The organism is Fluviicola taffensis DSM 16823 (assembly GCF_943372375.1).
In the GTDB taxonomy this organism is placed as follows: domain Bacteria; phylum Bacteroidota; class Bacteroidia; order Flavobacteriales_D; family Crocinitomicaceae; genus Fluviicola; species Fluviicola taffensis_A.
On record NZ_CALRYJ010000001.1, the window covers coordinates 702,945 to 720,232 of the forward strand.

Genomic DNA, 17,288 nt, shown 5'->3' on the forward strand with positions numbered 1-17,288 from the left:
CACTTTTGTTCTATAAATATCAGATAATATGAAACAAGCGATTAAACCATTTTCGATACTGGTCACCGGAATAATGTTGGTATTTGGATTAACATTGAACTCGTGTAAAAAAGTAGAAAAAGGACCGGCAGGTCCTACGGGAGCAACAGGAGCAACAGGTGCAAATGGTCCTGAGGCGAAAACATATAATGTAACGTTTACTTATGGTGCAGGTGAGACCTACAGATATTATTCAGGGGTGACTGATTTCGAATCGGACGATGTGCTCTTGATTTATCTCGTTTATTTATCAGTTGGGGGACAAACATTGTGTACCCCAATTTCCGCAACAGTATATGGTGTCGATTATTTAACGCTGTTTGTAGAGAGTACAGGAGCAATTTCGTTCAACACCTATGCAGCCGGAACATATTCAAGTCCATGGTCGACAAGTCAGGAAGTGCGTTATAAAATAGTTCACATTAAAAGCGGTGGTCTGATCAAACATCCAAACGTGGATTTGAGCAAGTATGAAGAAGTAAAAGCTGCTTACAATTTATAATAGGAACTGCGAATTTGCTGACGAATTATTTTTTCTTAGCAATTTCATTTTTTGCTGATTGAAGAGCCGCGTTTACAATTTCGTTTTCTGAATGATGCATGAGGTAATACTCAAAATCTGCCAAAGCATCGATGTATTGACCTAGTTTCAGATAAGCGATCCCACGCTTTTCGTAGATTTCGATATCGTATTTGGAATAAGGCGCTGCAAGTGAAAATAGGCGAATCGCTTCGGGATATTCTCCTTTTTCAAACGCATCGACAGCTTCTCTTTTTAGAGTCAGAAACCCGGCTTCGCGTGCAATTTTTCCAGCTTTGATCTTGAGAAATTGGGATATTTCCTGTTTCTGATCTGCTGTGATTTTTTCTTTTCCGATGATTGTCAATTCATCAAATTCCTCATCAAATTCTGAACAGGCACTTTTGACATCAAATTGGTGGAGCTTCTCCATGGATGGAACATTGGTCGTTGACCAAAAACCCTGAACCAGGATTTGATTTGGGTTATACTCCAATAACTGAAACAGGTAATAAAGCGAATCTTTACGGAAGTAAAAATAACTTCCCAATGATAATATCGCCAGTTCTGATTTCATACTTGAAAGATACAACTAATTGAAAATGTATCCGCTGCGGCGGATCAATTCTCCATAATTTTATCCAAGGCATTGATAAACAATTGTGCAGCCTTTGCCAAAATCTCATCGGTATGTGCTTGAGAAATGAAACCGACCTCGTATCCGCTTGGACCCATGTAGAATCCTTCTTCCAACAATGCTTTGTGCAAATGTTTGAAGCCTGTCATATCCGGATTGATTTCTTCAGCAGCGTGGATATGTTTTGAATTGTCGAAGGAGATCCAGAAAATGGAACCGATTGTCACCAACTCAAAAACATAGCCTTTTTCCCTTGCATGAGAATTGATCTGATCCGTGAACAATTTGGTTCTGCGTTCCTGGTCTTCATAAAAACCGGGTTTGCTGAGCTCGGTCAATTGCGCCAATCCTGCCGCCATTGCAACCGGATTTCCCGAAAGTGTTCCCGCTTGATAAACAGGTCCATCGGGAGCAACACACGCCATGATTTCCTTTTTGGCACCATAAGCCCCAACAGGTAAACCACCACCGATAATTTTTCCGTAAGTGACCAAATCCGGAGTGATTCCATAATATTCTGCAGCACCTGAAAAAGCTACGCGGAAACCGGAAATTACTTCGTCAAAGAACAAAAGAGATCCGTTTTTGGTACATGCTTCGCGCAATTCCTTTAAGAAACTCAACTCTTGCAAAAGCAGCCCATTATTCGCGGGAATCGGTTCAATGATCACACAGGCGATTTCAGTTCCGAATTGCTCAAAACAACTGTGTAATGCCTCCAGGTCATTTAATGGTAACACGAGTGTTTCATTGGCAAATGCTTCCGGAACTCCGGCACTGGAAGTGTTTCCAAACGTAACCAAGCCTGAACCCGCTTTAACCAGTAGTGAATCGCTGTGACCATGATAGCAGCCTTCAAATTTTACGATCTTGTTTCTTCCGGTATATCCTCTGGCCAAACGAATCGCTGACATGACAGCTTCCGTACCGGAACTGGTAAAACGGATCTTATCAATAAACGGATTCTTCGAAAGGATCAATTCTGCCAATTCATTTTCCAAACGGGTCGGTGCTCCGAAACTTGCTCCATTTCCTAAAGCAGCAACGATTCCTGCATAAACTTTTGGATGATTGTGACCTAAGATAAGCGGTCCCCAACTTCCACAAAAATCAATGAATTCATTATCATCTTCGTCCCAGATGAAAGCACCATCCCCTTTTTTGATAAAAAGCGGAGAACCTTCCACAGATTTGAATGCTCTTACTGGCGAGTTCACTCCACCAGGAAAGTAATTTTTCGCTTTTTCGTAAAGTGCTTCGGAGTTTGATCTGTTCAATTGTTTTGCTGCCATGGAGACGGAGATTTTAATTTAATGCAAAATTACGAATTCGATTCGCTGAGTCGACAGTAAACACCATGATTTTTGTCATTTCACTAAAATATGATTTTGCCTATCTTAAATTCGATTCGCAATAATACGAATCGGCAATTTTATTATTGAAATCCCAAATTCCGGTGAAATGAATTTTTCTTTATAAATAATGCATTAGGTTTGTATTTCAATATGTAACACAGCGATAAAAAAGCTGAAGATTGGTTATATTTGACACATATTTTTTACCAGTTCTTCACGGAACAATCGATTTATCAGATGAAATACGAATTTACTCCCGAGTTTGCAGCTCAAATGGATGCTTCGGATCCATTAAAGTCTTACAGAGACCGCTTTCTTTTTCCAACTTTCACTAAGAATCCTGTGAGATATTTCACCGGAAACTCGTTGGGGCTACAACCTAAAACAGTGCGTGAAAAAGTGAATTTGGAGTTGGATGACTGGGCGAAGTGGGGAGTGGAAGGACATTTTCTGGGAACCAATCCTTGGTATAAGTATCATGAATTCCTTACGGATGCTTCTGCAAAAATTGTAGGGGCATTGCCAAAGGAAGTGGTGGTGACACATTCCCTGACTACCAATCTGCATTTGTTGATGGTTTCATTTTATCAGCCGAAAGGAACAAGAACAAAGATTTTGTGTGAGGCGAAGGCGTTCCCAAGTGATCTGTATGCATTGGAATCACAAGTTCGGTTTCATGGGTTGGATCCGGAAACGGATCTGGTGGGAATGAGTCCGAGAGAAGGAGAACACACACTAAGAGATGAGGATATTTTAGCTAAGATTTTGGAATTGGGAGATTCCTTAGCCCTGGTCATGTTTGGTGGAGTGAATTACTACACAGGACAATTGTTAGACATGGAAGCAATTACTAAAGCAGGTAAAGGAGTTGGTGCGATGGTTGGTTTTGACTTGGCGCATGCAGCTGGAAATATTCCGGTTAAATTACACGATTGGGGAGTTGATTTTGCCGCTTGGTGCTCATACAAATACTTGAATTCAAGTCCTGGAGGAGTTTCCGGGATGTTTGTTCACGAAAAACACGCAAAAAACGCATCACTTCCTCGTTTTGCAGGATGGTGGGGATACGATAAAAGTACCCGTTTTCAGATGGAGCCTGGTTTCATCCCAATGGAAGGTGCTGAAGGGTGGCAATTGAGTAATGCACCGATTCTTGGAATGGCTGCTCATTGGGCTTCGTTGGAAATCTTTGATGAGGTTGGAATGGACCGGTTAAAAGCAAAAAGTGACGTGTTGACGGGCTATTTGGAATTCATTTTAGATGGATTGTCAGAAAAACATGCCGACAAATGCCGATTTGAGATCATTACACCGAAAGATCCGAAACGCAGAGGAGCTCAACTGTCGATCTTGGTTCACGGAAAAGGAAAACAAATCTTTGATGCAATTTCAGAAAAAGGAGTGGTGGCTGATTGGAGAGAACCGAATGTGATTCGCGTGGCGCCGGTAGCGCTGTACAATTCATTTGAGGATGTGTATTTCCTTGGAAAGTATTTGGAAGAAGCGATTTTAGAACAATAATTGTTAACCACAAAGGCACGAAGACACAAGGTAATTTGCTAGTTATTGTTCTTTGTATTTAGAGTGAAAATAATTGATTTTGAGTGAATTAATTTTGATGTTTTTGACTAACTTAAATAGAGTTAAACCAAAAATAATCATTAAATGACTGAAAATGAAATCGCTGAAATTGTATTTAAATGCGGCTTAAAAGTGCATAGAACGTTGGGTCCGGGATTATTGGAATCAGCTTACGAGGCTTGCTTGATGTATGAATTGGAACAGTATGACATGGAAGTTGTGAGACAGAAATCACTACCCTTGTTTTATGAAGGAGTTCAACTGGATGTAGGGTATAGATTAGACATAATTATTAATAACAAGGTTGTTGTAGAAGTGAAAGCAGTAAACGAACTAGCTGGAGTTTTTAAAGCACAAGTATTGACATATTTAAAATTAACAGATTGCAAATTGGGTTTGTTGATCAACTTCAATTCCGAACTGTTTAGAACAGGATTCAAACGAGTCGTGAACGGACAATTGGAATAAGTCATATTCATCTTACCCATTGTGATAAAAGAAAACTGCCATCTTTGTGCCTTCGTGCCTTTGTGGTTAAAACAGGATAGTATATGGAAAAAATAGCAGTAGTAGGAGCAGGACTTGTTGGAAGTTTACAAGCCATTTTACTTGCACAGAAAGGATACCAGGTTTCGGTATTTGAAAGAAGACCTGATTTGAGAAAAGCAACCTTGATCGGTGGAAAATCAATCAATCTGGCGCTTTCGGATCGTGGCTGGAAAGCTTTGGAAATAGCAGGAATCGCAGAGGATATTCGCAAAATTGCCATTCCAATGTACAACCGCTGTATGCATGCGTTGGATGGTACTTTGACGTATCAGCCTTATGGGGTGAATAACGAAGCAATCTATTCCGTATCACGTGGTGGATTGAATCAGAAGCTGATGAATTTGGCGGATAACTATCCAAACATCGAATATTTCTTCAATCGCAAATGCTTGGACGTCAATCTGAAAACCAATGCACTTTCATTCAAAAATGAACAAACCAATGAGGTAGAAGAATTTCCTGCGGATAAGATCTTTGCTACGGACGGTGCATTCTCTGCAGTTCGTATGCGCATGCAGAAATCCATGACCTTCGATTATTCTCAAAAATACTTGGATCACGGGTACAAAGAATTGGTGATTCCGGCAAATGAAGACGGAAGCCATAAACTGGACAAAAATTGTCTGCATATCTGGCCAAGAGGTGAATTCATGATGATTGCACTGGCGAATCTGGATGGAAGTTTCACTTGTACTTTATTCTTCCCGATGGAAGGAGAAACGTCGTTTGCAACGCTTCAGACACGTGAACAGGTAGCCGCATTTTTTGATCTTACATTTCCGGATGCAGTAGAGATGATGCCGACCTTATTGGATGATTATTTCGAAAACCCGACAAGTTCGCTAATCATGGTTCGCTGTGAGCCTTGGAATTATCAGGACAAAATTGTTTTGTTAGGCGATGCTGCACATGCAATTGTTCCGTTTTATGGACAAGGAATGAACTGTGGATTTGAGGACTGTACGGTTTTCAATGAAATGTATGATCAAAGCAATGGAGATTGGAATGGCTTACTGAGCCGTTTTTCAGACCAACGTGTTCCGGATGCAAATGCCATTTTGGACTTAGCGCTTGATAATTATGTAGAAATGCGCGATAAAACTGCAGATCCTGAATTCCTGTTGCAAAAGAAGATCGAAGGGAAATTCTCCCGGTTACATCCGGATAAGTGGACTCCATTATATTCTCAGGTCACTTTCAGCAATACACGTTACAGCGATGCATTGAAGAACGGAAGAAAACAGGATGCCTTGATGCAGGAGATTCTGAAGATTGAAAACATCCATGAAAAATGGGATGAACCATTCGTTATGGATAAAATGTTGGAACTTATTTCGTAACCAATCCGAAAACTTTAGATATTTAACTAAAATTAGACCATGAAATTTGTCGTTTGTATTTTGTTGATTGCGATTACCGGATTCTCTTTCGGTCAATCCCGAAACTTGAAGGGGCATAGCCGGAAGGATTTTTTCGGGGGTGCAAGGGATTATCGTCAGTTGACAAAGGATGGAATCCAGATTTCATTAGGACCGAATTATACTTTTACCAATCCGCATGTGACGGAATATTCAGGAGTTGATGTCAATGGTCGCCCGGTTACAACTACGGTTGATCCCATTGGAAAACCCGGAGGATTTATCGAGATAGGAGCAGCACATTACCGCTTGAAATCCTCTAAGATTTTGGCTTCCTGGTATAAGAAACGAGGAGATAAAGGAGAGGTCAAATGGATCGGAGCGAATCTTTTTCACCGATTGGATTGGGGATTGGGGTTCAATTATATCGGTGGAAGCGAACGTACGAAATTCGAATTAGTTGATCCATCTTCCGGAGCTTCTTCTTTTGATGAAAGTACCGGGTCATTCTACAATGGATATGTTACTGCCCGCGTAACGATTGATCGTTTCACCAAAATAGCAGATGGTTGGCATTTGGAAACAGGGTTGGGTTTTAATTTTCTGTTTAATGCACTTCCTGCACCAAAAACTCCTTATGTCCCAACGATTGCTCCGGTGAAATTCCAACAGGATTTTATGGCTCAGTTTCATCTGCATTTAGGTTTTACAAGAACGATCCGCAGAGGAGATTACCTGACATTGGGGTTCATTGTACCGGCTTTTGGGATTTACGAACCGAATAAAGCACGACCAACCGTTCAATGGTTTTCAAGTAATTACTGGCCGATCCAATTCCAAATTCGTTGGATCCATCACTTTACTAAAAAATCGAATGGCTGTAATACCGGTACGCCGGAAGACCGTAAAAGAAACAACGAATACATGCAAAACCGTTAATAGCGAAACCGATGAGAAGATTTTACTACTTGAGCTCTTGTGATACTTGTCAAAAAATCATGAAGGCGTTGAATCTCCCAAGTGATGTGGAGTTAATCGATATCAAACAAACAAATATTGATGCAAAAACGTTGGATTGGTTGAAGGAAAAGGTAGGTTCCTATGAAGGAATGTTCTCGAAAAGAGCCATGAAATTTCGTTCCCAAGGATTGCATGAAATGAATCTGACGGAAGCGGATTACCGCAAATACATGCTGGAAGAATACACGTTCCTGAAACGACCATTTACCATTTACGATGATCATATCTGGATTGGAAACACAAAAAAAGAAGTGGATTCTGCGCAGGAATTTTTTGCGAACCTGAAATAGGTCAGAAGAAGCGCAACCTGCTGTCCAATATGGATCTTCTGTAATTGTCGAGCTTTTCGTCGCCCTTTCGTTGAATAAAACGGCGGATGAATTTTTGTGTGCCTTTCCCCATTTTGAAATCCAACTCGTCGCCAAAAATGGGTACGATACTTAGGAATTGAACTGTTTTCCCTTCAATTCTTGCAGGCTCCAACTCCTTTTGAAGTAAAATCGGGTCCAGGAAGATGAAATATTCTTGGGGCATTGTTTCTGAAATTGGAACTTCAGGATTTCCGGTTGGAATGGTATGACCCGGTCCGTACCAAGTATTCTTGTCTTTTACAAAGCGTTCCAGTTTATAGATCCAGGTATAGATCCAGGAAAAGTTGGGGTTCGTATGATCTTCAAAATCCCAGTAAGTTGGCAAACAGAAATAAATCTCATTGAATTCTCTCCCGATCCACTTGTCCAAAACAGGCATTTTGTATCCCGAAAGGGACGCGGTCATGACAACAGTTACAGGAACATCCAATTCTAATAACAGGACGATCAGTTCTTGATCAGGATGCAAAGGATTCTGAATGGATTTTACGCGATGCGTTCCAAAACGGTTTTCTAATGCCTTTCTAAGTTCCATGATGACAAATATAATGGTTCTCACTTGCTTTCTGATCAAGTTTCAAAAGTATGGGCAAATAAAAAAAGGGGCCTACGCCCCTCTCCTTGGTTATTGGTTTAACTGTTTATTTCGCGTTAAAGAAATAGTCAATTTCAGAAATGCGCATCGTCATATCATTCCCCTCAACTTTTGTGATGTTGAAAATGATAGACTTCTTTTGGTTGGGGCCGTAAAATAAGAATAAGTCGATTTTGTCTTCGTATTGAGTGCTTAACCACTTTCCTTCCAGATCAATGAAATCAGTCATGTTGTTTTGATCATACCAACGACCCTTGAATGTTTCGTCGTCTCTCAAATCAAAACAGATGGTGTTGATTCCTAGAATCTTGTCCTTTTCGGGTCCAAAACCATCGACCTTCACAAGTGTCCATTTCTTCACCAAACGTTCGTCTATTTTAGAGTTTGAACAAGCAGAAAGGACGAAGAAAAGCAGTCCGAATAGTAAGTAAGTAAATCTGATCCTCATAATTAAAAAGCGGGGCACTTAGGTAAAACTAATCTTTCTCCATAGAGTACCAAACGCTTTTTTTTGAGATTGTACTCAAGCAAATTTTGAGTGAGTGATTGCCCAATTTGACTGTGCAATTTACTTATGCCTTCCTAGCATTTGGCATATTCTAGAGAATTTCCTTCAAAGAATTCCAAAAAGATTGGTCGGATAGAACTGCTCCCTGTTCGATCAACAGATGAATTTCCATTTCCCGGGAGGAGTTGTAATTCTTTTTGCTTGTGAAAAAGGAAAGACTGGTTGGTGTTTTGGTAAGTGCTTCATGGATTCCCTCAACAGTTGATAAGTCAATTGAAGCCTCACTTTTTTTCTGAATGGCGATCAATTCCTGTTCGTCTTCCTGAAAATGGAATACAATGCAAGAGTCAGGTGTGCGGTGTTCCAGGAACCGGACCTTTTCGTACACTGTTTGCAATACCTGATCTGAGAACAACTCCACTAATTCCAATGCCTTTTGGGGATCTTCCTGGTTCAGTTTTGCCCATTCTTCCCCATGAACACCATTGATAATCAGGAATGCTTTTAAATCTCCCTCCAGATGTTGGAGTTCTTCGTTAGATAAAATCCGGTATTTCATAGTGCAAAAGTAGTGTTCCAGCTACAAATACGTATACTCGAACTGTACTTTCCTTCCACTTTGATAGGTAACCTCCTGAATCAGATTACTGTTTGAATAAAGCAAAGTGGTTGTGATGATAGTCTTATCCGTTGATTTATAGCAATCGATATGTCGGATAATATTCCCGTTTTTATCTTTTTCCTGAATTAGTTTATAAGATCTTTTTCCATTTTTCTTATAGGCTTCAAATACATCTTTTTCTTTTGAATAAGTGTTGTGGTTAACTAAAATGGAATCATGCAGAAAACGCTTGTAACCTGTCATTACGGAGTCCTTATTAAAAGCAATCTCTTGCAAATAATCCTTCCCATCTTCAATGGTTCTGGTATAACTGATATAGGATCCATCATTATTCGAACCATAGTATTGACATTGTTTAACTTCATCCAATTTGGATTCCTGAATCTTCCCCTTTTCGTCACAACTGTAGACCCAACGTTTTTTCAATTCTCCATTAATCACATAGCGGGATTCTGTAGCTTTTTTCAATAAGTCGTCATAATCGGTTTCCAGTCTGTAAGTCTTTTCTTTCTTTCCGTAGATTTTCTTTTCCACCAGAGAAGCCAAATCACCATTGAAATAAACATATCTGGTTTCTGCATTTAACTGCTCATCCTTAAAAGATTGGATGATTACAATTCTGGACTGAGAATCATACCCGATTTTAGTATTAAAAGTATGTTTCTTTGTGATGCGCTGGATTTCGCTCAAGAGTGTGTCAGTGAATTTATAATTGACAGTATTGCCATCCGATTTCATTTGAATGAGTCTTCCGGATAGGTCAAAAGTCCGCTCATACCACCCCTTTTTCTTCCCATACTTATTTACAGCGAATGATTTTACAACACGCACTTTATTTTGCTTCATTGTTTCGGGAGTTGCTCCATAATAGAGATTCTGTCGGTAATCATAACCCAATTCGTATTTAGCTCCCCACCGGAGGTAACTCAACACAGAGGCTTCCGAATTTTGACCGATCCAGGCAAATGACAAAGTTGGGAGGAATAACAGGAGTAGCAAAATTAGTTTCATATGCATTTGTTTAGGTTCGTGTTCAATAAGTGGAAATGGCCATTTGGTTACACTACAAATCTACATAAAACGCGTACTTTTGTTAAATGCAGAAAAAAGGTGTTGCTATTCTCGGTTCTACTGGTTCAATCGGGACACAAGCTTTGGAAGTAATCCAGGCTTATCCGGAGAAATTCGACTTGCAAGTGATTACCGCTCAGTCAAATTCGAAATTATTGATTGAGCAAGCGAAGAAATTTCAGCCAAATGTAGTTGTCATTGGTGATGAAGGAAAGTACCAAGAAGTGAAAGATGCACTTTTTTCTGAAGATATCCATGTTTACGCTGGAAGTCAGGCACTTTGTCAGGTGGTTGAATTTCATGAAGTGGATGTGGTATTAACGGCTTTGGTCGGTTATGCCGGATTGAAACCCACATTGGCTGCCATTGAAGCAGGAAAAGATATTGCATTGGCTAATAAGGAAACCTTGGTTGTAGCAGGAGAATTGGTAACGCAAAGGGCACGTGCCAAAGGAATCAACATTTATCCGGTGGACTCTGAACATTCTGCTATTTTTCAATGTTTGGTAGGTGAGTTTCACAATCCGATCGAAAAAATTTATCTAACAGCGTCCGGTGGACCATTCCGTGGGTGGAAAGCAGATGCGCTGAAATCAGTAACACCTGCTCAAGCCCTGAAACATCCGAATTGGTCGATGGGCGCCAAGATCACCATTGATTCAGCTTCCATGATGAATAAAGGTTTGGAAGTGATTGAAGCAAAATGGCTTTTTGGCTTAAAGGCGGAACAAATTGATGTCATTGTTCATCCGCAATCGATCGTACATTCATTGGTTCAGTTTCAAGATGGTTGTATGAAAGCTCAAATGGGACTTCCGGATATGAAGTTGCCGATTCAGTTTGCTTTAACTTATCCTGATCGATTGAAAACGGAATTTCCAAGATTCAACTTTTTGGATTACCCGCAGTTAACGTTTGAAAAAGCGGATGCAGGGACTTTCCGGAATTTGCAATTGGCGTATGATGCATTGGAAAAAGGGGGAACTGCCGCTTGTGCATTGAATGCAGCAAATGAAATTTCAGTCCAACTATTTTTGGAAGAAAAAATCGGATTCCTGGATATTGCACGGATCAATGAAAGCGTCATGCTACAAGCACCATTTATTTCCAGTCCGAGCTATGAAGATTATGTTGGAACAGATCTTTTGGCACGAGAATTGGCTAATAATTTGTCATTTATAAAATAACACATGAAAAATTTCAAAATCAAAACACTCTTCCTTTCTTTGGTGATTTCCACCGCTGTTTCTGCGCAAATTCAGTTTGAAGACAATGTTCCGTTTCAACAGGTGTTGAACCGATCAAAAAGCGAAAACAAACTGATTTTCATGGATTGTTATACCACCTGGTGTGGTCCATGCAAATGGTTGGTAAGTAATGTGTTTTCTGATAAAAAGTTGGGAGAGGTTTATAACAGTCAATTTGTAAATTATAAGCTCGACATGGAAAAAGGCGAAGGACTGGATTTGGCAAAGAAATTCGGTATTCAGGCTTACCCGACTTTGCTGTGGCTCAATGAAAATGGAGAAGTTGTTTATCGCATTGTTGGTACCAATAGTATCGAATCCTTTCTTGAATACGCAAGCAGCTTAAAAGATGATGAAAACCATTTTCCAAGTATGGTGAAGAAATTTGAGGCGGGAAATCGCGAACCGGAATTTCTGAAAAAACTGGCGATAGCCGCTACCAATGGATATGAAGCAAATGCTTCAACTTATGTGGAAGCTTATCTAAACGCCATTTCCAAAGAGGATTGGAGTAAGCCGGAAAATAATACCTTGATTTATAGTGCAAGTAAAACATTCGACTCAAACACAACGGAGTATGTTCTTGAGAATTCAAAAAAGTTTGAACCTACATTGGTGGAAGCTATAAAGAGTCAATGTTTGGATTATGAACTGAAAGCAGCAATTGAATCAAGATCAGAGGAGAAACTGAAAGCGCTATTGACACTAGTTGACAGGTATTCACCGGATAAGCAAGAATTTAAGCAATCAGCGGAATTGTATTTTTACCAAACAATAGGGGACAGGAAAAAACTGAACGAATTGGCTACAAAATATTTGAAGTCTTCGAATGACCCTAACTTATTGAACGAGTATGCTTGGGAACGATTTGAAAACGAAACAGATTTGACCTTATTAAAAGAGGCAATCACCTGGGCTGAACGATCTGTAAAATTGGAAAAACACTTTTATAATACGGACACATTGGGTCAACTGTACAAGAAAGTTGGAAATACCAAAAAGGCGGATAAATGGTTGAAGGAATCCAAAATACTTGAGACCAAAGAAAATCAGTAGTAAAGAAAGAGAATCACCAGTACTGAGTAGCGAAGGAATTTTCCCAATGTCATATAGATGAACGTTGGGATTTTTTTTGTTCCGTAGATCCCAAGCGTGATCATAATGGGATCACCAATGATTGGTAACCAGGAGAGCAAGGCAGAATAAACCCCATATTTTAGAACGAACTGCTCTGCTTTTGGAGTCTTTTTCTTCAGGAAGCGATCCCGGGCAAATTTCCCGATAAAATAATTCGTGCCTCCTCCAAGGCAATTCCCCAAACTTGCAACCAGTAAAATGGAGATGGGAGAATAGTTTTCCGAATTCAAAAAGAATAACAGTGTCGCTTCGGAAGGAAACGGGATGATGGTGGAAGCCAAGAAGCAAACCAGGAACAAACCGAACAATCCCCATTCAAAAGCCATACTTTGCGAATAAAAAAAATGGGGACCGAAGCCCCCATTTTTCCAATTTATATTGTAAGAATTATTTCTTAACGATACGTTTTGTGATAGTTTCGTTACCAACAGTTAACGTGTAGTTGTAAATACCAGCTACGAAGTTTGTTCCGTCGATAGAAACTGATTGCTCACCAGCATTCATGTTAGTAGCAGGAACTGTTGCAACTGTACGACCAGCAACATCAGTGATTACTACAGAAACTTGTGCATCAGCTTTCAAGTTGAATTTAATTTCTGTTGTTCCAACGAATGGGTTAGGATAAACCGTTACATCAGTTGCAGAAGTCAACTCATTCAACCCTAATGTAGGATCAAAGTTCAAACGAACCATTGGAGTTTCATTTTGGTAATACAAGGTGCTGTTTGCAATGTCATTTCCATCCAATAAGAAAGAAGTCTGATCTGGAGAATAACCAGCATTTGCAACTTTAACATCCGGAGTGTAAGATCCGACCATTACAAAATAGGTAGTATTTGCTTCCAATGCAATTGGAATACCCAAGTAAATCGTCAAGTTTGTATTGATTTGAGCAGCTGTCAATGTTACAACTTGTTGAGACTCACCTACCCAAACAGGATCTGTTGCAGTTGGATCATTTTTATAAATTCTAGCATAAACCTCAGATCCCACAGGAGTTCCAGTAGCAAAACGCACGTCAACACCTTTAACCGTTTGAGCAGTCCAGATATCAAATAAGTTTCCTGTTTCGAAAGGATCAGCTAAGTTAGTAGTGTATCCGTTAGGAACATTGTTATCTCTTGCGTAGATATAGTTTGTTACATCAAAAGAGAAGTTAGTCAACACGTTATTTGTAGGAACATCATCAGTGTTTGTAGCTGACAATGTTCTTGTAACGTTATAAGTACCAATTGTAGCAGGTGTGAATTGTGTTGTCAAATCTAAACTGTCACTTGCTCCTGCAGCAATAGTTCCGGGAGTACTTGTTCCAACAAAAGTTCCGGCACCAGTAATACCTACACCGTATACTACGTTTGTCATAGAAGATCCACCTTCGTTTTTAACGTTCAATGAATATTCGATTGGAGCGATTTGTGTTGTAGGAATTTTGAAATATCCCAATCCTACAGAACCCCAGTAATCGTTAGTGATTGCCAAGTCATAATCCGCTGGAGTAGAAATTGCTACATCATCAATATTCCATCCGTAAGTAACCCATACGTTCGCGTTAGTTGCTTGAGCAGGGAAACGTGTTGTCCAATGGAAACGAACCATAAGTGAAGTTGACCCTCCTGGAATATAAGAAGCTAAGTTAATAGTTTCTTGAGTTGGGTTAGCATACGGACTTCCTCCTGATTGAGATAAAACACCTTTGTCTGTGTTATCTCCTACAGTGATCCAGCTAGTACCACCATTCACTGAAATCTGGAACTCTTGTAAGTCATTGAACAATGCACCATTTTGCATGAATGACAAAATAAGGTTTTGAGATGAAATAGTAATCGGAGCAGCTTGTGTTAAATAGTAATCAACGCCTAAAGCTTGCGTACCCGGAGTCAATGAAGGGTTACCGTTTCCAAGCTCAGCAAAATTACCATCAGAAGTAGAGTTGATAATTCCTTGAGTTGTACTGTTTGCCCAACCTTCTTTCGTTGCGTTGATGTTCCAACCAAAGTTACCTCCTGTTTGTCCATCATTGTCAATAGTCCAATCACTAGGATTAGAGAAGTCACTTGACCATAAAGCTGTACCAAGAGCCTTTGCAGGAGTCACTGGAGTTGCTTTATGTGTTTCTGTGCTAATTGTTTGTGCCATTCGAGGTGAAGAAGCCAGTTTCGCATTTTGAGCAAATGCACCTGAAACTAGCAACAATCCCGATAACAAAGTAATTTGTTTTTTCATGTTTCTTTAATTTACGAAGTTCTAAATTTAATGATTTGACCCATAAAAGGGCTGTTTATTTATTAAACGGTACTAATTATGAAATGAACGGTAATTGCTGTCCCTCAAAAAAGGGATTTGCGCTCGCAATCGGCGTTGTTCTTCATAACTAACACTATAAGTAATGACGCTTTCTGAATCCGAAAGGTTGGAAAGTTCCTCACCAAGAAGGTTAATTAATTTGCTCTGACCAGTGTAAGTCAAACCTGAATTATCTGTGCCAACCCGGTTCAGACCTGCTACATAACATTGATTTTCAATAGCTCTTGCAGGAAGGAGTGTGGACCAATGGTGAATTCTTCTCTCGGGCCAGTTTGCCACATACAAAAGGAGATCATAGATCGGTAAGCCATCGATTTCTCCGTTTCGGATATTTTCAGGGAAACGCAAATCGTAGCAAATCTGTAAATTGATCTTCCACCCAAGATAATCAACGATGACCTCTTTGGTTCCTGCAGTGAAGTGAACCGACTCTTCAGCCATTCCGAATAACTTTCGTTTATCGTAGTAAGTTAGTGTGCCGGCCGGTTCTATGAATACACCGCGATTGTAGTAATTTCCATTCTCTTCTATGATCAAGGAAGTGTAGCATGCCGCATTTTTTTCTTTAGCCAGTTGTCTTAGCCAGGAAATGCTTGAACCGTCCTCCATCTTTTCTGCCAGTTGACTTGCATTCATAGAGAACCCTGTCTGGAACATTTCGGGGAAAAGGATCAGGTCGGTCTCATCAACGGATTTCAATAAGGACTCATAATGTTCCAAATTGGCAGCTTTGTCTTCCCAGATTTGATTTGCCTGGACAAATGTGATTCTTAGATCTTGCATAATCTTTCTGCAGCTTGAATGAGTGTTTCATCTGTTTTTGCAAAACAAAAACGAATGGTCTGATAATCGGTCAACTCTTCGTAGAAAACGGATAATGGAATTGCAGCAACACCAACTTCCTTCACCATCCATTCACAGAATTGAACATCCGGCAGATCGGAAATTGCCCTGTACCTCACGGTTTGAAAATAAGTCCCTTCACTTGGTAAAAATTCAAATTTGCTTTTGGACATCAATTCCTTAAAGCGATCACGCTTGTCCTGATAGAATTTCCCCAAGGTGGTAACATCGGTGGTTGAAATATAGTCTGCCAGGGTTTTTTGAGCCACACTATTTACGGAGAACACCAAAAATTGATGCACTTTTTTAATCTCCTTCAGAATGTATTCAGGTGCAATAATGTAACCTACTTTCCAACCGGTCAAATGAAACGTTTTCCCGAAAGAAGAAACAATGACACTTCTATTTCGCAAAATTTCATGGTTATGTGCGGAAAAATGGGTCTTTTCAAAGGTAATGAATTCATATACCTCATCGGAGCACAGGATCAGATTGGGATGATCGGTCATCACTTGAACCAAAGCATCGTAGTCCGATTGATCCATCATTTTCCCCGAAGGATTGTGTGGATTATTGATGATCAGAATCCGTGTTTTTTGATTCACCGTTTGTCTTAACTCTCGCCAATCGATTGTAAAATCTTCCCGCATGGGAATATGGATCGCTTTTCCACCTGCCAAATGAACCGCCGGGCTGTAGCAATCATAAGCAGGATCTAAAATGACCACCTCATCACCGAAGTGAACCAAAGCCTGAATCGTAGCAAAAATACCTTGCGTTGCTCCGGCAGTTACTAAAATTTCAGCAGCAGGATTAACTTCCCGTTTATAGACGCGATGTACCATTTGAGCAATTCCATCCAACAAAGATGGCAAACCGCTCATTGGAGCATATTGATGGACGTTGTCCTTGCTATTCTTTGCCAAAAGTTCCTCAATCAATGGATCAATTGGAAAATTTGGAAACCCTTGAGAAAGATTAATGGCTTGGTATTCATTTGCCATCTGACTCATGGTTGAAAAGATCGTGGTTCCTACTTTTGGAAGTTTTGTTTGCATGGGCTACATTTGTTTGCAAATAACAAAGTAAATCATTCCTTCATTACATGACGCTTTCGATAGTGGATATTTAACAGGAATCCAATTAATACACAGATCATGAAAGGCTCAATTTTCGCAATTCTCACACTTTTTTCCCTTATTCTTTCTTCCTGTAGTGAAGATTCCATTTGTGATTGCATTCGCGCAAGTGATGAGCTGACTAACAAATACGATCAGCTTCGAACTAAAAAGCTAACTGCCGAGGGTCAAAAAGAAGTGAAAGAACTGATCAAAACGAAGAAGGCTAAATGCAAGGAATTTGAATTGATGAGTGGTCCTGAAATGATGGAACGAAAGGCAAGTTGTAAGTAGGAAGCTTCTCTCATTTCACTCTGAAATTCAATAGAATCATGGATTTGAATTCGATTCTTGAATAGCTAAGAAAAACTTCCGGTTTGACTTAACAAATATTCCGGCTAAATCGAAATAAT

At 39.9% G+C, this 17,288-nt stretch carries 19 protein-coding genes; 9 read left to right on the top strand and 10 right to left on the bottom strand.

All coding sequences use genetic code 11. From position 1 onward, the window contains the following. Positions 1–28 precede the first annotated feature (28 nt). Complete coding sequence (locus AAG807_RS02960; RefSeq protein WP_341900642.1) at positions 29–541, top strand: hypothetical protein; 513 nt, start codon at positions 29–31, stop codon at positions 539–541. 25 nt (positions 542–566) lie between these two features. Here the strand turns inward: AAG807_RS02960 and AAG807_RS02965 are convergent, their stop codons facing one another. Both AAG807_RS02965 and hemL read right to left on the bottom strand, forming a co-directional pair. Further along, positions 567–1,136 (bottom strand): hypothetical protein, encoded by a 570-nt coding sequence (locus tag AAG807_RS02965; protein WP_341900643.1) that lies wholly within the window; start codon positions 1,134–1,136, stop codon positions 567–569. A gap of 44 nt (positions 1,137–1,180) precedes the next feature. Further along, the gene (gene hemL, locus AAG807_RS02970) at positions 1,181–2,488 is read right to left on the bottom strand and encodes a glutamate-1-semialdehyde 2,1-aminomutase (protein WP_341900644.1); all 1,308 of its coding nucleotides are present in this window, start codon (positions 2,486–2,488) and stop codon (positions 1,181–1,183) included. A gap of 300 nt (positions 2,489–2,788) precedes the next feature. Here hemL and kynU point away from each other — a divergent pair, with 300 nt between their 5' ends. From kynU to AAG807_RS02995, 5 genes are all read left to right on the top strand, one after another. Then, positions 2,789–4,072, top strand: a complete 1,284-nt coding sequence (gene kynU / locus AAG807_RS02975; RefSeq protein ID WP_341900645.1) for a kynureninase — start codon at positions 2,789–2,791, stop codon at positions 4,070–4,072. A gap of 144 nt (positions 4,073–4,216) precedes the next feature. Further along, positions 4,217–4,600: a GxxExxY protein gene (locus AAG807_RS02980; RefSeq protein WP_341900646.1), complete on the top strand. Its 384-nt coding sequence runs from the start codon at positions 4,217–4,219 to the stop codon at positions 4,598–4,600. Positions 4,601–4,683: 83 nt separating this feature from the next. Beyond that, complete coding sequence (locus tag AAG807_RS02985) at positions 4,684–6,021, top strand: NAD(P)/FAD-dependent oxidoreductase (protein ID WP_341900647.1); 1,338 nt, start codon at positions 4,684–4,686, stop codon at positions 6,019–6,021. A 39-nt stretch (positions 6,022–6,060) separates the two neighbouring features. Beyond that, positions 6,061–6,978: a hypothetical protein gene (locus tag AAG807_RS02990; RefSeq protein WP_341900649.1), complete on the top strand. Its 918-nt coding sequence runs from the start codon at positions 6,061–6,063 to the stop codon at positions 6,976–6,978. A gap of 11 nt (positions 6,979–6,989) precedes the next feature. Further along, on the top strand, positions 6,990–7,349 hold the full coding sequence (locus AAG807_RS02995) for an ArsC/Spx/MgsR family protein (RefSeq protein WP_341900651.1): 360 nt from the start codon (positions 6,990–6,992) through the stop codon (positions 7,347–7,349). Between the two features lies 1 nt (position 7,350). Here the strand turns inward: AAG807_RS02995 and AAG807_RS03000 are convergent, their stop codons facing one another. The 4 genes from AAG807_RS03000 to AAG807_RS03015 all read right to left on the bottom strand — a co-directional run bounded on the left by AAG807_RS03000 (position 7,351) and on the right by AAG807_RS03015 (position 10,166). Beyond that, positions 7,351–7,965: a suppressor of fused domain protein gene (locus AAG807_RS03000; RefSeq protein WP_341900652.1), complete on the bottom strand. Its 615-nt coding sequence runs from the start codon at positions 7,963–7,965 to the stop codon at positions 7,351–7,353. Between the two features lie 106 nt (positions 7,966–8,071). Continuing rightward, a complete protein-coding gene (locus AAG807_RS03005; RefSeq protein WP_341900654.1) occupies positions 8,072–8,473 on the bottom strand; it encodes a hypothetical protein in 402 nt (133 codons plus the stop codon). 151 nt (positions 8,474–8,624) lie between these two features. Beyond that, positions 8,625–9,092: a DUF6495 family protein gene (locus AAG807_RS03010; protein ID WP_341900656.1), complete on the bottom strand. Its 468-nt coding sequence runs from the start codon at positions 9,090–9,092 to the stop codon at positions 8,625–8,627. A gap of 21 nt (positions 9,093–9,113) precedes the next feature. After that, positions 9,114–10,166, bottom strand: a complete 1,053-nt coding sequence (locus AAG807_RS03015) for a hypothetical protein (protein ID WP_341900658.1) — start codon at positions 10,164–10,166, stop codon at positions 9,114–9,116. An 86-nt stretch (positions 10,167–10,252) separates the two neighbouring features. On the opposite strand from AAG807_RS03015, the gene AAG807_RS03020 reads away from it, so the two are divergent. Next, entirely contained in the window at positions 10,253–11,413 is a 1,161-nt protein-coding gene (locus AAG807_RS03020; protein ID WP_341900660.1) for a 1-deoxy-D-xylulose-5-phosphate reductoisomerase, read from the top strand. A 3-nt stretch (positions 11,414–11,416) separates the two neighbouring features. Continuing rightward, a complete protein-coding gene (locus tag AAG807_RS03025; RefSeq protein ID WP_341900662.1) occupies positions 11,417–12,529 on the top strand; it encodes a thioredoxin domain-containing protein in 1,113 nt (370 codons plus the stop codon). On the opposite strand, the gene AAG807_RS03030 is transcribed toward AAG807_RS03025, so the two are convergent. The 4 genes from AAG807_RS03030 to AAG807_RS03045 all read right to left on the bottom strand — a co-directional run bounded on the left by AAG807_RS03030 (position 12,523) and on the right by AAG807_RS03045 (position 16,815). Then, positions 12,523–12,936 (bottom strand): YqaA family protein, encoded by a 414-nt coding sequence (locus tag AAG807_RS03030; protein WP_341900663.1) that lies wholly within the window; start codon positions 12,934–12,936, stop codon positions 12,523–12,525. The genes AAG807_RS03025 and AAG807_RS03030 overlap by 7 nt on opposite strands. A 61-nt stretch (positions 12,937–12,997) precedes the next feature. Next, entirely contained in the window at positions 12,998–14,833 is a 1,836-nt protein-coding gene (locus AAG807_RS03035) for a T9SS type A sorting domain-containing protein (RefSeq protein ID WP_341900665.1), read from the bottom strand. A gap of 72 nt (positions 14,834–14,905) precedes the next feature. Continuing rightward, a complete protein-coding gene (locus tag AAG807_RS03040) occupies positions 14,906–15,697 on the bottom strand; it encodes a nitrilase-related carbon-nitrogen hydrolase (RefSeq protein WP_341900667.1) in 792 nt (263 codons plus the stop codon). Next, the gene (locus AAG807_RS03045; protein ID WP_341900668.1) at positions 15,685–16,815 is read right to left on the bottom strand and encodes a methionine aminotransferase; all 1,131 of its coding nucleotides are present in this window, start codon (positions 16,813–16,815) and stop codon (positions 15,685–15,687) included. The genes AAG807_RS03040 and AAG807_RS03045 overlap by 13 nt, the downstream gene beginning before the upstream one ends. 99 nt (positions 16,816–16,914) lie before the next feature. Here AAG807_RS03045 and AAG807_RS03050 point away from each other — a divergent pair, with 99 nt between their 5' ends. Continuing rightward, positions 16,915–17,169 carry a hypothetical protein gene (locus tag AAG807_RS03050; protein ID WP_341900670.1) on the top strand — a complete coding sequence of 85 codons (255 nt, stop codon included), beginning with the start codon at positions 16,915–16,917 and terminating at the stop codon, positions 17,167–17,169. Positions 17,170–17,288: the final 119 nt, after the last annotated feature.